Below are 23,630 nucleotides of genomic sequence, written 5' to 3'. Positions count from 1 at the left end.
CGGCCAGCAGCAAGGGCCTAGACGCCGCAGACGCAGGCGGCAGCGAGGGCTCACACGCCGCACACGCGGCCAGCAGCGAGGGCACACACGCCGCAGACACGGCCGACAACGAGGGCCCACACGCCGCAGACGCAGGCGGCGGCGAGGGCCCACACGCCGCACACGCAGGCGGCGGCGAGGGCTCAGATGCCGTAGACGCGGGCGGCGGTGCCCTCGAAGACGGCGGTGCGCTCGGCCGCGCCGAGGTGGGCGGTCAGTTCCCGGGCCGCGGCGAGCACCCGGCCGTACGGCGCCGCCAGCGTGCACACCGGCCAGTCGGAGCCGAACATCAGGCGGTCGGGTCCGAAGGCGGCCAGGGCCGCTTCCGTGTACGGGCGCAGGTCACCGGTCGTCCAGGATGCCGGGTCGGCCTCGGTGACCAGGCCGGAGAGCTTGGCGACCGTGTTGGGCAGCGCGGCGAGGGCCCCGAGGTCCGCCGTCCAGGGCCCGGGTTCGCCCGAGACGATGGGCGGTTTGCCCAGGTGGTCCAGGACGAAGGTCAGCCCGGGCAGCGCCGCCACGGCCCGGGCGCACGCCGGAAGCTGATGGGGCAGGACGACGAGGTCGTAGACCAGGCCCGCGTCGGCCACGGCGGCCAGGCCCCGGCGGACGTCCGGGCGCAGCAGCCACTCGGGGTCGGGCTCGCCCTGGACCTGGTGGCGGATGCCCTTCAGGTACCGGCCGCCGGGCAGTTCACGCAGCCGGGCGAGTTCGTCGGCGACATCGGGGCGGGTGAGGTCGGTCCAGCCGACGACCGCCGCGATCAGCTCATGGCCGTCGGCGAGGGCCAGCAGCTCGGGGGTCTCCTCGGCGACGGTGACCGTCTGGACCAGCACGGTCCGGTCCACGCCGCACCGGCGGGCCTGCGGTTCCAGGTCCTGGACCGTGAAGGTACGCCGGATCGGCCTCAGTTCGGGGCCGGTGATCCAGTCCTGGTCGCGCACCGCGAGGTCCCACACGTGGTGATGGGCGTCCACCGTCATGGCAGCTCGGCGATCCGGTGCGGGCGCGGCTCGGTGGGCGGGGCGGCTCTCACGACGGCTCCTCCTCGGTGTTCATGACGTCCCTCCCTCATGGCCTCATGGCCTCATGGCCTCATGGCCTCATGGCCTCATGGCCTCATGGCAGCAGGCCGGTGTCCCGCAGTTCCCGCCAGAATCCGTCCGGCACCGGTGTGGCGTACCGGTCGGCGCAGTCCCGGACCTCCGCAGCGGAGCGGGCGCCGACCAGGACGGCGGCGACGGCCGGGTGCGCGGCGCAGAACGCCAGGGCGGCGCCCCTCAGGGTGATCCCGTGCCGGTCGGCGGCGGCCTTCATGCGCAGCGCCCGGTCGAGCAGTGCGCCGGGCGCGCGGGCGTATTCGTAGGTCGCCGAGGGCTTCGGGTCGGCCAGCAGGCCGGAGTTGAAGGCGCCGCCGATGACGACCGACACGCCCCGCTCGGCGGCGGCCGGCAGCAGTTCGGTCCGGGCGCGCTGGTCGAGCAGGGTGTAGCGGCCCGCGCAGAGCACCACGTCCACATCCGTGTCACGGACGAACCGGGTGAGCATCTCCGTCTGGTTCATGCCGGCGCCGATCGCACCCACCACGCCCTGGGCGCGCAGCTGTTCAAGGGCGGGATAGCCCTCGCGGAAGGCCTGCTCGGCGTGGTCGTCGGGGTCGTGCAGATAGACGACGTCCACCCGGTCGAGGCCGAGCCGGTCCAGGCTGGCCTCCAGGCAGCGGCGGACGCCGTCGGCGCTGAAGTCCCACACGCGGCGGTGGGTCGCGGGCACCGCGAAGCCGTTCGCGAGGTCGTCGCCGCCCGCGGTCGACGGCTCAAGGCGCCGGCCCACCTTGGTGGAGACGGTGAACTGGTCGCGGGGCAGGTCCCGCAGGGCCGCGCCGAGGCGGCGCTCGGCCAGGCCGAGGCCGTAGTGCGGGGCGGTGTCGAAGTAGCGGACGCCCCGCTCCCAGGCCGCGGCCACCGCCTCGTGCGCCTGCGCGTCGTCGACCGTGGTGTACAGGTTGCCGAGGCCGGCGGTGCCGAGGGCCAGCGGGCTGACCGGGACGCCGCTGCGTCCGAGGGTGTTCACCGGCCCGCCGGGCGCAGCCGCAGGCCCTGCATGCCGCCGTCGACGGCGAGGGAGGTGCCGGTGGTGGCGCCGGACAGCGGGCTCGCCAGATAGGCGATGGCGCCGGCGACCTCGGCCGCGGAGACCAGGCGGCCGGTGGGCTGGCGGGCCTCCAAGGCGGCGCGTTCGGCCGCCGGGTCGTCGGCGGCGTCCAGCAGCCGGCCGACCCACGGGGTGTCCGCCGTACCGGGGTTGACACAGTTGACGCGGATGCCCTCACGCAGATGGTCGGCGGCCATGGCGAGGGTCAGGGAGAGCACGGCGCCCTTGGTGGCGCTGTACAGGGCGCGCTGCGGCAGTCCCGCGGTGGCGGCGATCGAGCAGGTGTTGACGACGGCGGCGTGCCGGGAGCGGCGCAGGTACCGCAGGGCGGCGCGGGCGGTGCGGACCATGCCGAGGACGTTGACGTCGAAGGCGTGGTGCCACTCGTCGTCGGTGTTGTCCTCGACGGTGCCCTGGGCGCCGATGCCGGCGTTGTTGACGAGGACGTCCAGGGTGCCGTCGGCGCCGAGTTCCGTGGCCGCGGCGTTGACCGCGGCGCGCACCGAGGCGTCGTCGGTGACATCGGCGCGCAGGCCGAGCAGCGGCTCCGTGACGGACCGCGGGTCCAGGTCGAGGACGGCGACCCGGGCGCCGCGCTCGGCGAGGAGTTCGGCGGTGGCCCGGCCGATCCCGGACGCGCCGCCGGTCACCAGGGCCGTCAGCCCCTCGAAGTCACTCATGCAGCCTGTCCCTTCCGGGTGTCGGGGTCGGCGGCCCAGAAGGTGCCGCCGGGGTATGTGTAACGCGCGATGGACTCGGGCCGCATCGCTGCCGAGAAGCCCGGCGCGGTGGGTGCCCGGTAGTGGCCCGCGCGGACCACCACCGGGTCGAGGAAGTGGTCGTGCAGATGGTCGACGTACTCGATGACCCGTTCGTCGGTGCTGCCGGAGACCGCCAGATAGTCGAACATCGACAGGTGCTGGACGAGTTCGCACAGGCCCACGCCGCCCGCGTGCGGGCACACGGGGACGCCGAACTTGGCCGCGAGCAGCAGGATCGCCAGGTTCTCGTTGACGCCGCCGACCCGGGCCGCGTCGATCTGCACGATGTCGAGGGCGCCCGCCTGGAGCATCTGCTTGAAGACGATGCGGTTGTGGACGTGCTCGCCGGTGGCCACCTTGACGGGGGTCACCGCCCGGCGGATCGCCGCGTGACCGAGCACGTCGTCGGGGCTGGTGGGCTCCTCCACCCAGTACGGGTCGAACTCGGCGAGGGCCCGGGTCCAGCGGATCGCCTCGTCGACGTTCCAGCGCTGGTTGGCGTCGATGGCCAGGCGGATGTCCGGTCCGACGACGGAGCGGGCGACGCGGCAGCGCCGTACGTCGTCGTCCAGGTCGGCGCCGACCTTCAGCTTGATCTGCCGGAAGCCGTCGGCGACGGCCTGTGCGGCGAGCCGGGAGAGTTTCTCGTCGTCGTAACCGAGCCAGCCCGCGGAGGTGGTGTAGGCGGGGTAGCCGCGCTCCAGGAGGCGGGCCCGCCGCCGCTCGGCGCCGGCCCGGCCGCGGCGCAGCAGGTCCAGCGCCTCGTCGGGGGTGAGCGCGTCCGTGAGGTAGCGGAAGTCGATCTGCCGCACGATCCACTCGGGTTCGGCGTCGGCGAGCAGTTGCCACAGGGGCTTGGCGGCCCGTTTGGCGGCGAGGTCCCACACGGCGTTGACGACGGCGCCGATCGCCATGTGCATCACGCCCTTCTCCGGCCCGAGCCAGCGCAGTTGACTGTCCCCGATCAGGTCCGCGAAGAGCGACCCGGGGTCTGCGCACATCTCCTCGACCACGCGGCCGACCACGTGGTCCCGCAGCGCGCCGATCGCGGCGACCTGGACATCGTTGCCCCGCCCGATGGTGAAGGTGAACGCGTGCCCCTCGTGCCCGTCGGCGGCGTCGGTGCGCAGCACGACGTACGCCGCCGAGTAGTCGGGGTCCGGGTTCATCGCGTCGGAGCCGTCCAGCTCGCGCGAGGTCGGGAAGCGGATGTCGTGGGTGTCGACCGCGGTGACGCGGGCGGGGCTCGGGGACACGGAGTGCCTTTCGGTCGGTGGCGGGGGTCAGTCCTGGGCGCGGCCCGTGGTCAGGCGGGCGATCATCAGAGCGAGCAGGATGATTCCGCCGTAGATGGCGTCGATCCAGAACGAGGGCACCTGGGCCATGGTGAGCATGGTCTTGACCACGCCCAGCAGGAGAACACCGGTGAGGGCGCCGAACATGGTGCCGCGCCCTCCGTCCAGGCTGATGCCTCCGATGACGGCCGCCGCGAACACCGTGAAGATCATGTTCTCGCCCTGGTTGGCGCCGATCGCGCCGACGTAGCCGGTGTACATGAGGCCGCCGATCGAGGCGAGCACCCCGGCGACGACGTAGACGCACAGGCGGACCCGGTCGACGCGGATGCCCGCGGCGCGGGCCGCTTCCAGATTGCCGCCGATCGCGTACAACGACCGGCCCACCCGGTGGTACTTCAGCACCAGCCCGGCAACGGCGAACGCCACAGCGGCGAGCCAGACGGACAGCGGGATGCGCAGGAACGTGGTGGTGGCCACGGAGAAGAACGCGTCCGGCATGCCGAACAACGTCTTGCCCTTCGTGGCGCCCACGAGGAGTCCGCGCAGAATGATCAGCATGGCCAGGGTGACGATGAACGCGTTCAGCTTCGCCTTCACCACGAGGACGCCGTTGACGGCACCGATAGCCGCGCCCACCAGGGGGATGGCCAGCAGGGCCACCGGCGCGGGGAACCGCGTGTCCCAGCCGGACTGGGCGGCCGGCAGCACCAGGAGTGCCGCCACCGCCGGCGCGATGCCGACCACCGACTCAAGTGACAGGTCGAACTTGCCGGTGATCAGCACCAGCGACTCGGCGAGCACCACCATCGCCAACGCGGCGGACGAGGCCAGGACGGAGATCAGGGTCGCCTCGGTGAAGAAGGCGTCGTTGAGCACGGCGCCGAGCAGGAGCAACAGCAACAGCGCGGGAACCAGCGCGAGTTCGCGGGCCCGGCGCACCAGCACGGCCCGCGCAGGACCGGCGTCGGTCAGCCGCACCGGTTCGACGGGCGCGGCCTTGGTGTCAGCCATGGTCCACTCCTTCGATGGAGGCGATCAGCTCGTGGTCGCGCCAGCCGGCCGGGTGCTCGGCGACGATGCGGCCGTGGAAGAGGACGAGGACGCGGTCGCAGCGGCGCAGGTCGTCCAGTTCGTCGGAGACGACGAGCACCGCGGTGCCGTCCTCGCGGGCGCTGTCCATGCGGGCCAGCAGGGACTCCTTGGACTTCACGTCGACGCCCGCGGTCGGATTGATCAGGACCAGCAGACGCGGGCCTGAGGCGAGGGCGCGGGCCATGACGACCTTCTGCGCGTTGCCGCCGGACAGGTCGGAGACGGGCTGTTCGGGGCCCTCGGTGTGGATGTCGAGGCGCTCGATCAGCTCGCCGGCGAAGCCGCGCCTGCGGTCGGTGCCGACGAAGCCGAGGCGGCCGAGCCGGTCCAGGACGGTCAGGGTGGTGTTGTCGCCGATGGACATCCCGGGGACCAGGCCCTGTACGTGCCGGTCCCGGGGCACGCAGCCGACACCGGCCCGCAGCGCGGCCCGCACGTCGCCGAACGGGAGGTCGCGTCCCTCGATCCGGGCCGAGCCGGCGGTCGGGGTGTGCAGCCCGGCCAGGGACTCGGCCAGCTCGGTCTTGCCGCTGCCGCTGGTGCCGGCGAGCCCGAGCACCTCGCCGCGGCGCACGGTCAGGTCGACGCCCGTGTAGGCGGCGGAGGTGAGCCCGCGGACGTCGAGCACGACGGGCGCGTCGGCGGCCACCGTCCCGTGCGGGTGCTCCCGGTCCGCGACGGACTCCCCCGCCATGGCCTCCACCAGGTCCGCCCGGGGCAGGTCGGCGACGGGGGCGGTGACGATCCAGCGGGCGTCGCGCAGCACGGTGACGGTGTGGCAGACCTCGTACACCTCCTGGAGGTGGTGCGAGATGTACAGGAAGGTGACGCCGGAGTCCTGGAGCGCCCGCATCCGGGCGAACAGCCGCTCGATCTCCCGGTTGTCGAGCTGGGCGGTCGGCTCGTCGAGCACGATGAACCGGGCGCCAAGGCTCAACGCCCTTGCCATCTCGACCATATGACGGTTCTCGACCTTGAGGTCGGCGGTGCGCGCCTCGGGGTCGACGCGTACGTCCCAGGTGTCGAGGAGCGCGGCGGCCTCGGTCCGCAGCCGGCGCCAGCTGATGAACCCGCGGCTCACCGGCTGCCGGTTGATGAACAGGTTCTCGGCGACGGTCAGCTCCGGGACGACCGTGGGCTTCTGGTACACACAGGCGACCCGGCGCCGCCAGGCGTCCCGGTCGGCGAGCGGGGGCGCGGGCTCGCCGTCGAAGCGGACGGTGCCCTCGTCGGGGGCCTGGAGTCCGGTGAGGATGTTGACGAGGGTGGACTTGCCCGCGCCGTTGCGGCCGACGAGGGCGTGCGACTCGCCGGGCAGCACGGTGAGCCGGCCGTCGGCGAGGGCCACGGTGGGGCCGTAGCGCTTGACGATGCCCTGCGCTTCCACGAGGGGGGTGGCGAGTGGGGTGCTCATTTGACCGTGTTGCCCCACAGCTCGGGGTCGTCGACGTTCTCCTTGGTGACCAGGGGCGCGGGCAACTGGTCCTCCAGGATGCCGCTGGGCAGCTTCACGATGGTGGAGTCGTGGTCGGTCGGTCCGGGCCCGAACGTCTTCCCCTCCATCGCGGCCTTGATGTAGTACATGCCGTACCGGGCGTAGGCGTCCGCGGGCTGTGAGACGGTGGCGTCGATCTCGCCCTTGCGGATGGCGTCGAACTCCTGCGGGATGCCGTCGTTGGAGACGATGACGATGTGTCCCTCGCGGCCCGCCGGCCTCAGCAGTTTCTTGGACTTGAGGGTCTGCAGGGTGGGGGCCAGATAGACGCCGCCGGCCTGCAGATAGATCCCCTTGATGTCGGGGTGGGTGTTCAGCAGGGTGTCCAGCTTGGCGGCCGCGGTGTCGGACTCCCATTCGGCGGGGATCTCCAGGACCTTCAGCTCCGGGTACTTCTTGCGCACGCAGGTCCGGAAGGCCTCGGAGCGGTCGCGGCCGTTGACCGAGGCCAGGTCGCCCATGATCTGCACGACCTTGCCGCCGGTGATGTGCCGACCGAGGTATTCGCAGGCCTTCTGGCCGTAGGCCACGTTGTCGGCGCGGACGACCATGGCCACCTTGCCCTTGTCGGGGGCGACGTCGACGGCGACGACGGGCACGCCCTTGCGTGCGGCCTGGTTCAGCCCGGCCTCGATGGCGGCGCTGTCCAGCGGGGCGACGACCAGGCCCTTGACGCCCTGGTTCAGCTCGTTGTTGATGTCGGTGATCTGCTGGGAGGGATCACTGTTGGAGTTGACCGTCTTCAGTACGTCGACGCCTTCCGACTCGGCCATCTTCGGCACGTAGTCGTTGTACGACTGCCAGAACGGCGAGGTCAGCAGCGGCAGGATCACCCCCACCTTGCCGGTGCCGCCGCCCGCCGCGCCGGAGGGGCCGCCGTCCTCGGTGCTGCCGCACGCGGCGAGCACGAGCGAGGCACCGGCCGCCAGGGCCGTCGCGCCGATGATCCGTGACCGGTTCCGCTTTCTCGGGGTCCGCAGTGTTCCGCCGCGCATCTGAAGGCTCCTCATCGAGCGTGTTCTGGCAGATGCCCGCATACTTATCAGACCACTTGGGCTCCACAACACCCCTGTGAGGCCGCCTTTCCCGCGATTCGGCCGTAGTGGTCCGACCACATACGTGGTTAGACTGCGGCGCACCGGTGACAGGAGGAGTGGCGTGGACGAGACAGCCCCACAGAAGGGCACCGTGACACAGCGCGCCATCGAGCGGATCAAGGCGATGATCGCCGAGGGCCGGTTGGCGCCGGGCCAGCGGCTGCCCACCGAGCGCGATCTCGCGGCTCAACTGGGCATCTCCCGCAGCTCGATGCGCGAGGCGATCCGCGCGCTGACCGTCCTCGGCGTGCTGGAGGCCCGCCACGGCTCCGGCATCTACGTCACGGCGCTGGAGGCCGGGGACCTGCTGGAGACCTTCGGGGTCGTCGCCGACCTGTCACGCGGCCCGCGCCTGGTCGAACTGCTCGAAGTGCGCCGGATCCTGGAGTCCACGGCGACGGCCATGGCCGCCGCGCGCATCACCCCGGACCGGCTCGCCGAGGTGGAGAAGCACCTGACCGCGATGAACGCGACCGACGACCCCGAGGAGATCCTCGCCCACGACCTCGCCTTCCACCGGGAGATCGCCGGCGCGGCCGGCAACGAGACCATGGCCGCCATCCTGGAGGGCCTGTCCTCGCGCACGTTCCGCGCCCGCGTGTGGCGCGGCTACCAGGAGGAGGGCGCCTTCGCCCGCACCCGCCGCGAACACGCCGCCATCCACCGCGCGCTGGCGGCCCGCGACCCGGAGGCGGCGCGGGCCGCGGCGGCGGCGCATGTGGGGGAGGTGGAGGAATGGCTCAAGACGCAGAGCGCTCCGCTGGGTGGGGCGTGAAAGCTCCGGGTGCGTTGGGCTGGGCGTGTGTTTTCCCCCTCGGGGGGAGCGTTGTTCGGGCGCGGGTACGTGGTGGTTGCTCGCGCCGTTCCCCGCGGGCCCTCACGGGGCGGTAAGGCCGTCGTTCGAGTGCGGGTGCGTTGTGGCTGATCGCGCCGTTCCCCGCGCCCCTGGCGGGGCAACACCGTCGTCGTTCGCCTGCGGGTGCATCGGGGTTGCTCGCGCCGTTCCCCGCGCCCCTCACGGGGCAACACCGTCGTCGATCGACTGCGGGTGCATTGTGGCTGCTCGTGCCGTTCCCCGCGGTCCTCACGGGGCGGCACGGTCGTCGTTCGCGGGCCGGCCGGCGGTGGCGATGCGGGGCCAGAACGGTCAGATTCGCGGGCAGTCGCCGGGCACGGCGTCTCTGATCAGCATGGGCGTGAGTCTCGCACGCCCATGCGTCGGGCGACCGCGCCGGACGCCCCTCTGATCAGTCGACGCTCGGCAGGATGTGGGGCTCGGCCAGGTCGTCCTCGTAACCCGCCAGGCGGATCGGGGCCGACCGGGCCCACACGTCGAGGCTGCCGAGCTGTCCGGGCCTGCGCCCACCCGACCGCTCCGGGCGTTCCTTGGGACGCTGCTCGTGCTTCGTCTTCTCCGGTGTCACCGCGCACTCCTTATGTGTCGGGTCACCCTCGGGGCGTGTCGGCCAGTGTGCGTCTCCGGCGCTCGACGCCCGCTCGGGTCTGGATGAAAGGCCAGTTCGGACGCGGTGGCGCCGGTACTCGCTACAAAGCCGGCCGTGATGGACCGGTCGGCCCCGGACGGACTGGGGGTGTGGATGGGACCCGGTGTTGTCGTCCGCCTCACCCCAGGTTAACCAAATGAGCGGGGGTCCGCTCGATCGGGAGTGCAAACAAGCTGTAACGTTCGCGCGTCACTCCGCGCCAAGCCGACAGCAATTTGACCCTGTTTGTAACGTAACGCGCCTCTTGGGATCACCCGTTCGAAGCAACGATCGAACACAGGAACCCGGCGCTGTGCAGTTCAAGTCCTGTTGGCCGAGTCGCAAGCTCTCCATGATCTGCTGACACAAGGCAACGGCTGTCTCGCAGGAGGACTGACGCATGGAGCTGCGCAGCGTCGAGGAGCTGATGGATCTGCTGTACGCCTGCCGGTACGAGCACGCGCTGCGCACCGCCGCGCTGCTGCGCCGTACCCGCCCCGCCGACAAGGAACTCCAGGTGGCGGGGCTGGTGCACGGCATCGGGCAACTGCTCGGACCGGGCGACCCGACAGGGCAGGCGACGCGCGCCGCGGAGGCCGTACGGCCGCTGCTCGGGGAGCGCGTATACGGTCTGGTGCGGCATCGCGGCCCTGCGGCCGACGACGATCTGCTGCGGCTGCAGCACGCGGTCGAGGAGGGCCGGACCGCCGCCTTCGACGCGGGGGTGCTGGAGGACTGGCGCACAGTGCTCGAACTGATCGCGGCCCGGTACTCCCGGCTCGCGCCGGGCGTCGGCCGTGACGGTCGCTCCGCCTGAGCGGTAGGTCGTCGGTCCACTGCGGGTGCATCGTGGCCGGCCGCACAGTTCCCCACGCCCCTTTTGGGGCGCAACGGCCGTCGATCGACTGCGGGAGCATCGCGCTTGGGCGCGCAGTTCCCCGCGCCCCTTTCGGGGCGCTTTCCGTGGGGCGTTACCACTTGGCGGGGGCGTAGTCCTTCAGGAAGACGCCGTACACGTCCTCGCCGGCCTCGCCGCGCACGATCGGGTCGTAGACGCGGGCGGCGCCGTCTATCAGGTCCAGCGGGGCATGGAAGCCGGCCTCGGCGAGGCGGACCTTGTCGGGGTGCGGGCGCTCGTCGGTGATCCAGCCGGTGTCCACGGCCGTCATCAGGATGCGGTCCTTGTCGAACATCTCCTGGGCGCTGGTGCGGGTGAGCATGTTGAGCGCGGCCTTGGCCATGTTGGTGTGCGGATGCCCGGCACCCTTGTAGCCGCGGCTGAAGACGCCCTCCATGGCGGAGACGTTGACGACGTACGTCCGCCTGGCCGGAGAGGCCGCCATGGCCGGGCGCAGCCGGCTGATCAGGATGAACGGGGCCGTCGAGTTGCACAGCTGGACCTCCAGCAGCTCCACCGGCGTGACCTCGTCCACCGACTGGATCCAGCTGTTGGTGTCGTGCAGGTCGGGGACCAGCCCGCCGGCGTCGATGGCCGTACCGGCCGCGATCCGCTCCAGGGACGCCGAGCCGGAGACGAGCGCCAGGCCGGTCACGTCCGCGGCGGTCAGGGCGCCGCCGCCGGCCACCGGGAGCGCGGCGACCGCGCCCGAGCCGAAGGCGCCGATCACCTCGGCGGCCGGCAGCTCACCGGCCGGCAGCGGGGCGGACTCGGCGGCGACCAGCTCGCTGTAGGCCTGCGGGGAGCGGCGCACCGTCTGCGCCGCGTTGTTGATCAGGATGTCCAGCGGACCCTCGGCGGCGACCGCGTCGGCCAGCGCCACCACCTGGGCGGGGTCACGCAGATCGATGCCGACGATCTTCAACCGGTGGATCCACTCGTCGCTGTCGGGCTGGGCCTTGAAACGGCGGATCGCGTCGTTCGGGAACCGCGTCGTGATCGTCGTGTGCGCGCCGTCGCGCAGCAGTCTGAGCGCGATGTACATACCGATCTTGGCCCGGCCGCCGGTGAGCAGCGCCCGCTTGCCTGCGAGGTCGGCGCGGGCGTCGCGGCGGGCCCGGTTCTCGGCGGCGCACTCCTGGCACAGCTGGTGGTAGAAGTAGTCGACCTCGGCGTAGCGCTGCTTGCAGATGTAGCAGGAGCGCGGGCGCTGGAGCACGCCCGCGATCCGGCCCGCCTGCGTCGCCGAGGAGGGCAGGATGCCTTCGGTCTCGTCGTCGATGCGCTGGGCGGAGCCGGTCGCGGTGGCCTCCGTGACCGCCTTGTCGTGGGCGGTCTTGGCGGCCCGGCGCTCCTGACGGCGGCGCTGCTTGACCGTGCGGTAGATCTGCGAGGTGGCCCGGCGCACCTTGACCGCGTCGGGGTGGTCGACCTCGATCCGGTCGAGTTCCGCCAGCACGCTGAGGCACACGGCGAGGCGTTCGGGGTCGATGCCCGGACCGTACGCCGCCTCGTCACCGGGCTCCAGCGCCCCTTCGGGAGCCGCCGGGCCGTCCTGTGTCACCGTCATCGCGCTGCCGTTTCCCTGATCACCGCGCGGCGCTCCGGTCGCGCCCGCCGTCGAACGCGGAATTTTACGGAGCGCCCGGCCGCACCGCCAAACCCGGGCCTTTTGGGCCCGCGGCGCACGGGGCCGGGCGCCGCGGCGATCGGGGCCCGCCCGCCGTGCTCAGGCCTCGCAGACCGTGATCAGGGCGTCGACCTCGTCGGTCACCGCCCGGGCCAGCCGGTCGAGGTCGGGCACGGCCCGCGCGTCGGCGACGAGTCCGTAGTGGACACGGCCGCGGTACGTCGAGATCGCGACCGCCAGCGACTGGCCGGAGGCGAGCGGGGCGAAGGGGTAGACCTCGGCCAGCTGGTGGCCGCCGAGCCGCAGGCCGAGACCGGGCAGCGGCACGCTGGTGACCAGGATGTCGAACCAGAGCCGGGCTGCCTGACCGACGAACGGTCCGCCGAGCCGGTGCCCGAGGGCGGGCACGTGGTCGGCGAGCAGCGCGACGGCGCCCGCGCCCCGGTTGGGTCCCGCGTTCTTGTTGCGGTCCATCGCGGCACGCACCGTGCCGAGGCGGCACAGCGGGTCGGGCTCGCCCACGGGAAGCCGTATCAGGTACCCGGAGAGCCGGTTGCCCTGGGGGTGCGCGGTGCGCGGGCGGCGCTTGGAGACGGGGATCAGGGCGCGCGGCGCGACCCCCTCGCTGCCGTCGCCGCGCTCGTCGAGCCAGCGCCGCAGGGCGCCCGCGACGACGGCGATCAGGACGTCGTTGACGGTGCCGCCCGCGGTCTTGCGGACCCGGTGCACGTCGTCGATGTCGAGGACGACGCCCGCGGTGCGGCGGGTGCCGCTGGGGGCGGAGGCGAGCGCGGCGGAGGAGCGCACGCCCAGGCCGGACAGGGCCACGGAGGCGCCGATGTCGAGGGCGCGGCCGACGTCGGACAGGGCGCCGCGCAGCAGGCCGGGCAGTCTGCGCACATCGGGCACCGTGCGGCGCGGCGGGGCGGCGGGGCGGGGGCCGCGCTGCGGCAGGTCCACCGGGTCGAGCACGCCGGCGGCGAGCTTGAGCGCCCGCAGGCCGTCGGCCAGCGCATGGTGGAACTTGAACAGCACGGCGAAGGAGACGCCGTCCGCGCCGGGCAGGACGTGTGCCTCCCAGGGCGGCAGGCCGCGTTCCAGCGGACGCTGCATCAGCCGGCCCGCGACGGCCTGGAAGTCGTCGGTGGGGGCGTGCAGGCGCACATGGTTCAGGGGGTCGAAGCCGGGGTCGGGTTCGCGGGCCGCGCCGCCGAAGGCGAGCGGGAGGGCCAGCGGGGAGCCGGTCGGCTGCCACACGTCCCGGATGCGCATGCGCAGCCCGGGCACGGCGGCGGCGCGGGCGGCGAGCAGGTCGGCGGCGTGCGCGGCGGCGGTGGGCGAGTGCGTGGCGAAGACACCGAGCGCACCCAGGTGCATCGGGTGCAGGGCGGACTCGATGTTCCAGAACGCAAGGTCGAGAGGTGCGAGCAGGTGGGATGTCAATGGTTTGCCTCGCGTCGGCGGAGGGGGGACAAGCAGTCAACCCCCCACCGGCGATTACGGTCAAGTACGATCAGACTACGCACAGTTAACGCCACATGAAGGACGCGACCCTCCGAAAGCGGCGGGACGCATGAGGCGCCTGAGGTCACGTCAGGGCAGGTGGGGCCGCCTGAGGTGATGTACCCCACTCTGACGGGCGCGGGCCGACCGTGAACGCGAGCGTCCGCAGGGAGCGCAGCGCACCCGTCGTCAGATACGTCCGGGCGTGCGGCACTCCGTCGGCGCGGACCGTCTGGACGTAGCGGTCGGCGGCCGAGGTGCCGGGCGCGGTGACGGTCAGCCCGCCGCTCGGCCAGTGCCGCCGGTCGAGGACCAGCTCGACCCGGTCGAAGACGGGCGTGGACAGGCCCCAGGTGCCGTAACCGGGCTGGACGGGGAAGAGCCCGATCGAGGAGAGCACGTGCCAGGCGGACATGGTGCCGAGGTCGTCGTTGCCGGTGACCCCGGCCGGCGCGTCCGTGAACAGGGTGAGCGCCGCGTGCACCACGTCGGTGGTCTTCCAGGGCTGACCGGTCGACAGATACGTGTACGGGGCGATGAGGTCGGGCTCGTTCTGCGGGTTGTACTTGTCCGCGTGGTAGTACGCGTACGGATCGCCGTGCACCCACACCCGACGGGCGGTGCCCTCCGGGTCGGCCGGCAGCCGGTCGTAGGCGAAGAACGCGTCCAGCCGGTCGTTCGCCGCCCGCTCGCCGCCGAGCAGGCCGATCAGCCCCGGCAGGTCCTGCGGGACCAGCCACTGGTACTGCCAGGCGGTGCCCTCGTGGAAGCCGACGCTGTGCGCCGGGTCCGCCGGTCCGGTGAAGGCGCCGGAGACGTCCCGGGAGCGGAAAAAACCGGTCGAGGAGTCGAAGACGTTGCGGTAGTTGCGGGACCGGGCCGCGTAGCGGGCGGCGTCGCCGGTGTGGCCGAGACCGCGCGCCATCTGCGCGAGCATCGCGTCGGACAGGGCGTACTCCAGGGTCACCGAGCCGCCCTGGTGGTAGTCGGAGTCGCCGAGCTTGGCCTGCGGGCGGCCCTTGTCGTAGGGGGCGAAGCCGTGCGCGATGTACTCCGCGTTGGCCTCACGGCCCGCCATCGGCAGGCCGGCCGGCGGCACGCCGTCGGCGTTGCGCTTCAGCACGCGGTACGCCCGCTCCTCGTACCCGTCGTACCCGTCGTACCCGTCGTGCCCGGCGAGCAGGCCCTGCTGGTAGGCGGTGGTCAGGAACGGGGTGACCGGATCGCCCGTCATGATGTTCGTCTCGACCGTGCCGTAGCCCCACTTGGGCAGCCAGCCGCCCTCCTCGCCGACCCTGACCACCGAGACCGCCATGTCGCGGGCCTCGCGCGGCGCGAGCAGGGCGAGCAGCTGGCACTGGGTGCGGTAGGTGTCCCACAGGGACCAGTTCTGGTAGTACGTGAAGTCCTGCGCGCGGCGGACCCGCAGGTCCCAGCCCCGGTAGCGGCGGTCCGCGTCGCTGCCGACGTTCGGCGCGAGGAACGACCGGTACAGCGACGAGTAGAACGTGCGCCGGCGCGTCTGGTCGCCGCCCGTGACGCGGACCGTGCCCAGTCGCTCCTCCCAGGCCCGCCGCGCCGCCGCGCGCACGGCGTCGAAGGAACGGCCGCCCTCCGCGCGCAGGTTGACCTCCGCGCCGTGCTCGTCGACGTACGACAGGGCGGTGGTCGCCGTGACGGTGCGCTGCCCGGTCGTGTCGAAGCGGAGGTAGGCGCCGCCCGGCCCGGTCCGCGCGCCGGGCGTGACGGTGGCGCCGTCCCAGGTGCCGTACGCCGTGAAGGGCCGGTCGAAGCGGGTCAGCGTGTACACGGTGTAGGGCAGGGTGTTCCGGCAGAAGCCACGGCCGGTGATCTTGGTGCGCACCGTCCGGTCGTCGAGGATCCGCACCTCGCCGGCGACCGGCTTGTGCAGCGACTGGGCCGCGTTCAGCAGCACGTTCGCCTTGTCGGTGGCGGGGAAGGTGTAGCGCTGCACGCCGGTGCGGGCGGTGGCGGTGAGTTCGGCCCCGATCCCGGAGGCCAGGCCCACCCGGTAGTAGCCGGGGCTCGCCCGCTCGTCGTCGTGCCGGAACCCGGCCGCGTACCGGGCGTAGTCCGTCTGCGTGACGTCACCGGTGGTCGGCAGCGCGGGCAGGTCACCGCCGATCCGGCAGCCGACGCCCGAGAGGTGGACCAGCGAGAAGCCGCGGATCCGGCGGTGGGAGTAGTCGTAGCCGGTGCTGTGCCCGGTGTCCGGGGACAGTTGCACCATGCCGAAGGGCACGGCGGCGCCGGGGAAGGTGTTGCCCTCGTTCTGGGTCCCGATGAACGGGTCGACCAGGTCGGTGAGGTGGCCGACGGTCGGCTCGGCGGCCCGTGCGGCGGGGGTGGCGAACAGCGCGGACGCCGCCATCACCCCGGCCAGGCACAGTCGCGGATGCCGGGTCACTCTCATCTCGGATGACCTCCGGATCTCGACATCGTTGTCTGCATCCTGAGGTCCGCGGGCCGGAAAGCCGGGGATCCCACGGGGGTGGTGCGCGGCACATCGCCCGCGCGGCCCTGCCGGTGCCGGGAGCGGCGAACGCTCCCGGCGGCCCGTCACGAGACCCGCTGCCCCTTGCCGAGCGCGATCACCCCGCCCGCGGAGACCGTGTACAGCTCCGCGTCCCGCTCCGGGTTGACGCCGATGGTCGCGCCGGGCGGCACATCGACGTTCTTGTCGAGGACGGCACCGCGGACCACCGCGCCCCGTCCGACGTGGACGTTGTCGTGCAGCACCGAGCCCTGGACGACGGCACCCGGGTCGACCACCACACCCGGGGAGAGCACGGACCGGGTGACCTGACCGCGGATCAGACAGCCGGCGCTGATGATGGACTCGCTCGCCATGCCGCCGGCGTTGAACCGGGCCGGCGAGAGCTGGTTGGAGTGGGTGTAGACGGGCCAGCTCCGGTTGAACAGGTTGAAGGCGGGACGCTCGGCGATCAGGTCCATGTGCGCGTCGTAGTACGCGTCCAGGGTGCCGACGTCCCGCCAGTAGCCCCGGTCGCGGCTGGTCTCGCCGGGCACGTGGTTGTCGCCGAAGTCGTACAGCTGCGCCTCGCCGCGGCCGGTGAGCCGGGGCAGGATCGAACCGCCCATGTCGTGCGCCGAGGACTCGTCCTCGGCGTCCCGCTGCAACGCCTCGATCAGCGCCTTGGTGGTGAACAGGTAGTTGCCCATCGAGGCGACGACCCGCTCCGGGTCGTCCGGCAGGCCGGGAGGGTCGGTGGGCTTCTCCAGGAACCGCTGGATGCTCCGCCCGTCGGAGCCGGGCGTGATCACACCGAACGCCGAGGACTCGGAGCGCGGCACACGGATGCCCGCGACGGTCACGCCCGCGCCGCCCTCGATGTGCTGCCGGAGCATCTGCCGCGGGTCCATGCGGTAGACGTGGTCGGCGCCGAACACCGCCACGTAGTCGGGCTGTTCGTCGTGCACCAGGTTGAGGGACTGCAGGATCGCGTCGGCGCTGCCCAGGTACCAGCGCGGGCCGAGCCGCTGCTGGGCCGGGACGGGGGTCACATAATTGCCGAGCAGGCTCGACATCCGCCAGGTGGTGGTGATGTGCCGGTCCAGCGAGTGCGACTTGTACTGGGTGAGCACGCAGATGCGCAGGATGTCGGCGTTGACGAGGTTGGAGAGCACGAAGTCCACCAGGCGGTAGGTGCCGCCGAAGGTGACCGCCGGTTTGGCCCGGTCCGCGGTCAGGGGCATCAGCCGCTTGCCCTCGCCGCCCGCCAGGACGATGCCGAGCACTGAAGGCCCTCCACGACGCATGGCCGCTCCCCCCCTCACCCTGGTTCCCCCATGCTGCCCTGGCCCGGCACGCGCTAAGCCTGCTTGACGACCTCCTCGTACAGCCCGACCGTGCGCCGTGCCACCGCGTCCCAGCCGAACTCGCGCACGGCGCGCTCCCGTCCGGCCTCGCCCATCCGCCGGGCCGTCGCCGGATCGCCGAGTACACGGTCAAGGGCCCGCGCCAGGGACGCCTCGAAGTCGTCGTCCACGTCGACCAGCAGCCCGGTCCGGCCGTCCTCGACGACCTCGGGGATGCCACCGACCCGGGACGCCACCACCGGGGTGCCGCAGGCCATCGCCTCCAGGTTGACGATGCCGAGCGGTTCATACACCGACGGGCAGACGAACACGGCGGCGTGCGTGAGGAGTTGCACGACGTCGGCGCGCGGCAGCATCCGCGGGATCCAGTGCACACCGGCGCGGACGCGGCTCAGCTCCCCGAACAGATCGCGGAACTCCCGGTCGATCTCAGGGGTGTCGGGGGCGCCGGCACACAACACGACCTGCGCCGCCGGGTCGATGTCCCGCACGGCGCGCAGCAGCCGGGGCACGCCCTTCTGACGGGTGATACGGCCGACGAACAGGACGTAGGGCCGGTGCGGGTCAAGGCCGTTGCGGGTGAGCACGTCGGTGCCGGGGTCGGGCCGGTACAGGGCGGTGTCGATGCCGTTGTGCACGACGCGGACCCGGGCCGGGTCGAGCGCCGGGTAGCAGCCGAGGATGTCCTCGCGCATCGCACCGGACACGGCGATCACCGCGTCGGCGGCCTCGATCGCGGTGCGCTCGGACCAGCCGGACAGGGCGTAGCCGCCGCCCAGTTGCTCGGCCTTCCAGGGCCGCAGCGGCTCCAGGGAGTGGGCGGTCACCACGTGCGGGACCCCGTACAGGAGCTTGGCGAGGTGGCCGGCGAGGTTGGCGTACCAGGTGTGCGAGTGGACGAGTTCGCGGCCCGCCAGGGCCGCGGCGATGGACAGGTCCACGGAGAAGGTGCGCAGTGCGTCGTTGGCGGTGTCCAGCGCGGTCCACGGGCGGTGCCGTACGACGCCGGCGCCGCGGCCCTCGCCCCAGCAGTGCAACTCCAGATCGACGAGGGAGCCCAACTCGCGGGCGAGGAACTCGACGTGGACGCCCGCGCCGCCGTACACGTCCGGGGGGTATTCCCGGCTCAGCAGTCCCACTCGCACCCGTCAACCCCCTGCTCTCACCGGCCGGTCCCCTCATGGTGACCCGGACGGGGCGCGCGGGGAAGAGCCCGGCGGCCGGCTCAAGCAGCAGTCGCCGCAGAGCCCGCCGCCGGGGACCCGGTAGTACAGGCAGCAGCTGCGGCGCCGGAAGGTGGTCCCGGCGAAGGTGCCGGTCGGGCTCAGCAGGGGGTGGGCGAACAGGTCGGCGGTGAGCGCGCGGGCCCGGTCGGCGACGTCGCCGCGGCCGCTGCCGCGCGCCCACCGGTCCAGTTCGCGGGCCGCCCCGGCGAGCGCCGAGCCGGCGTTGCCCCACAGCAGGCCCGCGGCGATCCCGTAACGGGCGCGCAGCGCCTCGCCCAGCGGCCCGAGGTGGGCGTGCAGCACGGTGTCCGCGAGTACGGCGGCGGTCCCGGGCAGGGCACGCACCCCGGTCAGCCACAGGTCGTCGGGGGCGCCGGCCTCCGGGTCCCAGCGCAGCAGGCGCGGGTCGAGGTCGGGAACGCGGCCGTACAGGGCGGCGCAGCCGAGCGCCGCCGACCACAGCCGGGCGGCGAGTCCCTGCTGGGCGACGGACGCGCTCACCCGGGGCTCGGGGGCGCGCAGACGCCGGGCGACCAGCCCCACACGGAAAGTGAGCGGGATGCCGTAAACATCCGACCTCGCGTCGGCGTACGCGTCCGCGAGCGTCGGCAGCGGCCGGTGAGGATCCGTACCGGCGTCCGGGGCGACGCGTAGGACGAAAAAGCCACCGAGCGGGCGGAGCGCGGCGAGTTCGGGGTCGAGGTCCACGAAGTGGAGTACTACCAGGGCCGGTGGCGGCGGCCGGTGACCGGGTGTCCACCCTGCGTCGCCCACCCCTGGGATGACAGGGATCGGACCGTACTCCATCGGCAGTAGGACCCATTGCCTGCTCAGGTACGACGACGGGAAGCCTTCGGGCGGGCAGAGTGTTGGATATGCAAGACGATCATTCGCCGCACCGGGCTCCGCGCCCCCGTTTCACGCAGAGGAGCCGTTCATGAGTGCCCTCGCGTTGTCCGTGGTGCTCTCGATCGTCTCCGCCGTCGCCTACGCCGGCGGAGCGATCGTGCAGGAGCGGGTGGCGGTGTCCTCCTCCCCGGACGACCGGTACGGGCCGCTGGGCCGGCCGATCTGGTGGGCGGCGATGGCGCTCAACGGGCTCGGCGGGCTGCTGCACGTGGTGGCACTGGCCTACGGTCCCCTCAGCCTGGTGCAGCCGCTGGGTGCCCTGACCATCGTGTTCGCGCTGCCCATGGCGGCGCTGTTCGTCAGGCGCAGGGCCGGGGCCGCCGCCTGGCGCGGTGCGATCATGGCCACGGTCGGCCTGGCGGGTCTGCTGTCCCTGGTCGGCGCGTCCGACGGGCAGGCGCTCGACGGTGCCGCGCAGTTGGCGGTCGGGCTCGTCACCGGCGGTGCGGTCGTGGCCCTGATGATCGCGGGCCGGGTGGCGCACCGGCATCCGGCGGTGCGCAGCGTGCTGCTTGCGACCGCCTCCGGCATAGCGTTCGGCATGTCCTCCGTGTTCACCAAGACCGTCGCGGTCGACTGGAGCAGCGGGATCGCTCCGGCGGAGCTGCCGTCGCTGGCCGTGATCGGCGCGTTCGCCGTCGGCGGCGTACTGCTGTCGCAGGCGGCGTACCGCGGTGGCGGCCTGGCCGCGCCGCTGGCCACGCTGACCGTGGTGAACCCGGTGCTGGCCGCCGCGGTCGGCCTCACCCTGTTCGGCGAGACCTTCCGGTACGGCACCACGGGCACCGTCCTCGCGCTGGGCTGCGGCGTGCTGGCGGCCGGCGGACTGGTCCTGCTGACGACCGAGCGCATGGGGCCGGCCCCGCACCCCGGCGAGCCGCTGCCCGCGACGGGTGCGGCCCCGCTGCCCGTGCCCGCCCTCGCCGGGACGGCGGCGGGCGGGGAGGCGGTCGTGGTGCTGCCGCAGCAGCGGGGCGCGGCGGGCCGGGCGGAGCCGGACCGCAGACCGGCGGCCGAGGACAAGACGGTGGATGCGCCGCCGGGCGACGGCGAAGGGCGGGCGTGGGACACGTACACGCTCTTCGCCCCCTGCGGCCCGCTGCACGGCGGCGTCTACCGCGTGCCCCTGCCGCTGCAGGAGCGGTGCCGGGCGCGGGTCAGATTCTGACGCCGCCCGCGCGTAGATAGGCGACCGGATCGATGTCCGCCCCGAACCCCGGCCCCGTCCGCACCTCGAAATGCAGATGCGGCCCCGTCGAGTTCCCGGTCGACCCGGAACGCCCGATGCGCTGTCCCGCGGTGACCGGTTGGCCGGCCTTCACGGAGATCGCCGACAGATGGGCGTACTGCGAGTAGCGGCCGTCGGCGTGCCGGATCACCACCTGGTAGCCGAAGGAGCCGCCCCAGCCGGCCGAGACCACGTGGCCTGCCGCGACCGCCTTGACCGAGGTGCCGGTGGGCACAGGGAAGTCGACGCCGGTGTGGTAGCCCTTGGACCAGTGCGCGCCCGAGGCGTGGTACGGCGTGCCCATGGCGGCCTGCACGGGTGCCACGAGGGCGTGGGCGCCGGCCGACGCGTGGGTGCCGCCGGCCGTCTTCTTCGTCCCCGAGGAGGACTTCTTCGCTTCGGGGGCGGCCTTCTTCTTTTCCGGGGCCTGCTTCGCCTTCGTGGCCTTCTTCGGTGGCGAGGTCCGCTTCTGCGGTGTCCCGGTGCCGGAGCGGCCCCCGGTCGCCGGGGCGTGCAGGTCGAGCCGCTGCCCCGGCAGGATCAGATCGGGGTCGGAGCCGATCGTGTTCCGGTTGGCCGAGTACAGCCGCTGCCAGCCGCCCCGCACCCGGCGTTCCTCGGCGATGCCGGAGAGTGTGTCGCCGTGCACCACCGTGTACATGCGTGCCCGGCCGGCCCGGGACTGCGGCGTGGTCTGCGGCTGTACGTCGCGCACCGGGCTCTCGGCGGGCCGGGTCGCGGCGCTCTGCGGGTGCGTACCCGGGTCGTCGCCGCCCCGGGTGAGCCCCGCCCGCGCCGAGCACGTCGGCCAGGCGCCGGGCCCCTGCCCGTCGAGCACCCGCTCCGCCACCGCGATCTGCTCGCCCCGGGTGGCCAGATCCGCGCGCGCCGCGTACGTCGTGCCGCCGTACGCCGCCCAGGTGGACTGGGTGAACTGAAGCCCGCCGTAGTACCCGTTGCCGGTGTTGATGCTCCAGTTGCCGCTCGACTCGCAGGCGGCGACCTTGTCCCAGGTGGCCGCGTCGGCCGCGTGGGCGGTTCCGGTGCCGATCAGCGGGATCGCGATGCCGACGCCGCCCGCCGTGGCCGTGAGCGAGGCGCGGTTGATCCTGTTCGGCTGGTACCGGCGGTGCCGGCCGCGTACGGCCATGGAGAGCCCCCTCGACATACGCAGGAGCGGCAAAGGTAAGCGCCGCGAACAGGCCATGACAAGACGGCAATCGGCCGCATCGCGTCACAAGTGACCGGGAATCCACCCCGGTTGGAATACGGCTGAGGCGGGTGGGGCTTGTCATGCGTATCTGCCTGCGCAGCCGGAACAACCAGGACGTGCGGGCGGCGTACCGGCACGTCAGGATGGTCAGGGGCAATACTGGCGGCACAACCGGCACCACCGATGTCCAGGATCCTTAGGAGCCAACCGTATGAGCACTTCAGCCCAGATCGGCGTCACGGGTCTTGCGGTCATGGGCCGCAATCTCGCCCGCAACTTCGCCCGCAACGGGTACTCGGTCGCGGTGCACAACCGGACCGCGACCCGGACCCGGGAGCTGGTGGCGGAGTTCGGACACGAGGGGGACTTCGTCGCCGCCGAGACCGCCAAGGAGTTCGTGGCGGCGCTGGAGCGGCCGCGGCGCCTGGTCATCATGGTGAAGGCGGGCGACCCGACCGACGCCGTGATCCAGGAGTTCGCCCCGCTGCTGGAACCCGGCGACATGATCATCGACGGCGGCAACGCGCACTTCTCGGACACCCGGCGCCGCGAACGCGAGCTGCGCGGCAAGGGCATCCACTTCGTGGGCACGGGGATCTCCGGCGGCGAGGAGGGCGCGCTGCACGGGCCGAGCATCATGCCGGGCGGCTCGAAGGAGTCGTACGACTCCCTCGGTCCGATGCTGGAGAAGATCTCCGCGAAGGCCACGGACGGGGCGCCCTGTGTGACCCATGTCGGCCCCGACGGCGCCGGGCACTTCGTGAAGATGGTGCACAACGGCATCGAGTACGCCGACATGCAGCTGATCGGCGAGGCCTACCAGCTGCTGCGCGACGTCGCCGGCTACTCCCCCGCGCGGATCGCGGACATCTTCCGCACCTGGAACACGGGCCGTCTCGACTCGTATCTGATCGAGATCACGGCCGAGGTGCTGTCCCATGTCGACGCGGCGACGGGCAAGCCGTTCGTGGACGTCGTGGTGGACCAGGCGGAACAGAAGGGCACCGGCCGCTGGACGGTCCAGATCGCCCTCGACCTCGGCGTCCCGGTGTCGGGCATCGCCGAGGCCGTGTTCGCCCGCTCCCTTTCGGGGCATGCCGCGCTGCGGGCGGCGTCGCGGGGTCTGACCGGGCCGAAGCCGGCCCCGCTCGGCGAGGCGGAGGCGGCGGCGTTCGCCGACCGGGTGGAGCAGGCGCTGTACGCCTCGAAGATCGTGTCGTACACGCAGGGCTTCCACGAGATCGCCGCGGGCAGCGCGGAGTACGACTGGAACATCGACCTCGGCGCGGTCTCCGCCATCTGGCGCGGCGGCTGCATCATCCGGGCGGCGTTCCTCGACCGCATCCGCACGGCCTACGACGCCCGGCCGGACCTGCCGAGCCTGCTGTCCGACGAGACGTTCGCACAGGAGATCGCGGCGGCGCAGGACGACTGGCGCGAGGTGCTGGTCGCGGCGACCCGGCAGGGCGTCGCGGCCCCCGGGTTCGCGGCGGCCCTCGCCTACTACGACGCCCTGCGCGCCGAGCGGCTGCCCGCAGCGCTGACCCAGGGGCAGCGGGACTTCTTCGGGGCGCACACCTACCGGCGGATCGACCGCGACGGCTCGTTCCACACGCTGTGGGGCGGGGACCGCTCGCAGGTCGAGGCGTAGCGAGGCGCCGGCCGGGGGGGGGGGGGGCCCGCGGGGGGGGGCCCCCCCCCCCCGCGGGGGGGGGGGGGGGGGCGCCGGGGGGGGGGGGGGC

19 protein-coding genes are annotated in these 23,630 nt (G+C 72.8%); 4 read left to right on the top strand and 15 right to left on the bottom strand.

What is annotated here, in order from left to right:
* Nucleotides 1-182 precede the first annotated feature (182 nt).
* From ACFYTE_RS03815 to ACFYTE_RS03785, 7 genes are all read right to left on the bottom strand, one after another.
* Nucleotides 183-1,022, bottom strand: a complete 840-nt coding sequence (locus ACFYTE_RS03815) for an amidohydrolase family protein (protein WP_388704455.1) — start codon at nt 1,020-1,022, stop codon at nt 183-185.
* 136 nt (nt 1,023-1,158) lie between these two features.
* On the bottom strand, nt 1,159-2,112 hold the full coding sequence (locus ACFYTE_RS03810; protein ID WP_388704452.1) for an aldo/keto reductase: 954 nt from the start codon (nt 2,110-2,112) through the stop codon (nt 1,159-1,161).
* Nucleotides 2,109-2,873 carry an SDR family NAD(P)-dependent oxidoreductase gene (locus ACFYTE_RS03805; protein ID WP_388704450.1) on the bottom strand — a complete coding sequence of 255 codons (765 nt, stop codon included), beginning with the start codon at nt 2,871-2,873 and terminating at the stop codon, nt 2,109-2,111. The genes ACFYTE_RS03810 and ACFYTE_RS03805 overlap by 4 nt, the downstream gene beginning before the upstream one ends.
* A complete protein-coding gene (locus ACFYTE_RS03800) occupies nt 2,870-4,210 on the bottom strand; it encodes an enolase C-terminal domain-like protein (RefSeq protein WP_388704447.1) in 1,341 nt (446 codons plus the stop codon). The genes ACFYTE_RS03805 and ACFYTE_RS03800 overlap by 4 nt, the downstream gene beginning before the upstream one ends.
* A gap of 27 nt (nt 4,211-4,237) precedes the next feature.
* The gene (locus ACFYTE_RS03795) at nt 4,238-5,263 is read right to left on the bottom strand and encodes an ABC transporter permease (RefSeq protein WP_388704445.1); all 1,026 of its coding nucleotides are present in this window, start codon (nt 5,261-5,263) and stop codon (nt 4,238-4,240) included.
* Nucleotides 5,256-6,758, bottom strand: a complete 1,503-nt coding sequence (locus tag ACFYTE_RS03790) for a sugar ABC transporter ATP-binding protein (RefSeq protein ID WP_388704442.1) — start codon at nt 6,756-6,758, stop codon at nt 5,256-5,258. The genes ACFYTE_RS03795 and ACFYTE_RS03790 overlap by 8 nt, the downstream gene beginning before the upstream one ends.
* A complete protein-coding gene (locus tag ACFYTE_RS03785; protein ID WP_388704440.1) occupies nt 6,755-7,834 on the bottom strand; it encodes a sugar ABC transporter substrate-binding protein in 1,080 nt (359 codons plus the stop codon). The genes ACFYTE_RS03790 and ACFYTE_RS03785 overlap by 4 nt, the downstream gene beginning before the upstream one ends.
* A 163-nt stretch (nt 7,835-7,997) precedes the next feature.
* On the opposite strand from ACFYTE_RS03785, the gene ACFYTE_RS03780 reads away from it, so the two are divergent.
* Entirely contained in the window at nt 7,998-8,711 is a 714-nt protein-coding gene (locus ACFYTE_RS03780) for a FadR/GntR family transcriptional regulator (protein ID WP_388704437.1), read from the top strand.
* A 472-nt stretch (nt 8,712-9,183) separates the two neighbouring features.
* On the opposite strand, the gene ACFYTE_RS03775 is transcribed toward ACFYTE_RS03780, so the two are convergent.
* On the bottom strand, nt 9,184-9,360 hold the full coding sequence (locus ACFYTE_RS03775) for a hypothetical protein (protein WP_388704435.1): 177 nt from the start codon (nt 9,358-9,360) through the stop codon (nt 9,184-9,186).
* 460 nt (nt 9,361-9,820) lie between these two features.
* On the opposite strand from ACFYTE_RS03775, the gene ACFYTE_RS03770 reads away from it, so the two are divergent.
* A complete protein-coding gene (locus ACFYTE_RS03770) occupies nt 9,821-10,237 on the top strand; it encodes a hypothetical protein (protein WP_388704433.1) in 417 nt (138 codons plus the stop codon).
* A gap of 154 nt (nt 10,238-10,391) precedes the next feature.
* On the opposite strand, the gene ACFYTE_RS03765 is transcribed toward ACFYTE_RS03770, so the two are convergent.
* The 6 genes from ACFYTE_RS03765 to ACFYTE_RS03740 all read right to left on the bottom strand — a co-directional run bounded on the left by ACFYTE_RS03765 (nt 10,392) and on the right by ACFYTE_RS03740 (nt 19,246).
* The gene (locus ACFYTE_RS03765; protein WP_388704430.1) at nt 10,392-11,888 is read right to left on the bottom strand and encodes an SDR family NAD(P)-dependent oxidoreductase; all 1,497 of its coding nucleotides are present in this window, start codon (nt 11,886-11,888) and stop codon (nt 10,392-10,394) included.
* Nucleotides 11,889-12,047: 159 nt separating this feature from the next.
* Complete coding sequence (locus ACFYTE_RS03760; RefSeq protein WP_388704427.1) at nt 12,048-13,391, bottom strand: wax ester/triacylglycerol synthase family O-acyltransferase; 1,344 nt, start codon at nt 13,389-13,391, stop codon at nt 12,048-12,050.
* A 145-nt stretch (nt 13,392-13,536) separates the two neighbouring features.
* Nucleotides 13,537-15,885 (bottom strand): GH92 family glycosyl hydrolase, encoded by a 2,349-nt coding sequence (locus tag ACFYTE_RS03755; RefSeq protein WP_388704424.1) that lies wholly within the window; start codon nt 15,883-15,885, stop codon nt 13,537-13,539.
* Between the two features lie 146 nt (nt 15,886-16,031).
* Nucleotides 16,032-17,252: a glucose-1-phosphate adenylyltransferase gene (glgC, locus tag ACFYTE_RS03750; RefSeq protein ID WP_388704421.1), complete on the bottom strand. Its 1,221-nt coding sequence runs from the start codon at nt 17,250-17,252 to the stop codon at nt 16,032-16,034.
* 53 nt (nt 17,253-17,305) lie between these two features.
* Entirely contained in the window at nt 17,306-18,457 is a 1,152-nt protein-coding gene (glgA, locus tag ACFYTE_RS03745; RefSeq protein WP_388704419.1) for a glycogen synthase, read from the bottom strand.
* A 33-nt stretch (nt 18,458-18,490) separates the two neighbouring features.
* Nucleotides 18,491-19,246, bottom strand: coding sequence for a (2Fe-2S)-binding protein (locus ACFYTE_RS03740; RefSeq protein ID WP_388705159.1), 756 nt, complete (start codon nt 19,244-19,246; stop codon nt 18,491-18,493).
* A gap of 229 nt (nt 19,247-19,475) precedes the next feature.
* On the opposite strand from ACFYTE_RS03740, the gene ACFYTE_RS03735 reads away from it, so the two are divergent.
* Nucleotides 19,476-20,615, top strand: coding sequence for a DMT family transporter (locus ACFYTE_RS03735; protein ID WP_388704416.1), 1,140 nt, complete (start codon nt 19,476-19,478; stop codon nt 20,613-20,615).
* On the opposite strand, the gene ACFYTE_RS03730 is transcribed toward ACFYTE_RS03735, so the two are convergent.
* Nucleotides 20,605-21,825, bottom strand: coding sequence for a transglycosylase family protein (locus tag ACFYTE_RS03730; RefSeq protein ID WP_388704414.1), 1,221 nt, complete (start codon nt 21,823-21,825; stop codon nt 20,605-20,607). The genes ACFYTE_RS03735 and ACFYTE_RS03730 overlap by 11 nt on opposite strands.
* A gap of 274 nt (nt 21,826-22,099) precedes the next feature.
* Between ACFYTE_RS03730 and gndA the strand changes: the two genes are divergently transcribed.
* Nucleotides 22,100-23,539: an NADP-dependent phosphogluconate dehydrogenase gene (gene gndA / locus ACFYTE_RS03725; RefSeq protein ID WP_388704412.1), complete on the top strand. Its 1,440-nt coding sequence runs from the start codon at nt 22,100-22,102 to the stop codon at nt 23,537-23,539.
* The last annotated feature ends 91 nt before the right edge of the window (nt 23,540-23,630 follow it).

Origin of the sequence: Streptomyces sp. NPDC004629, from assembly GCF_042873595.1 — a bacterium.
In the GTDB taxonomy this organism is placed as follows: Bacteria; Actinomycetota; Actinomycetes; order Streptomycetales; family Streptomycetaceae; genus Streptomyces.
The sequence above is the reverse complement of the archived record's forward strand: the minus strand, read 5'-3'. Positions and strand labels throughout refer to the sequence as shown.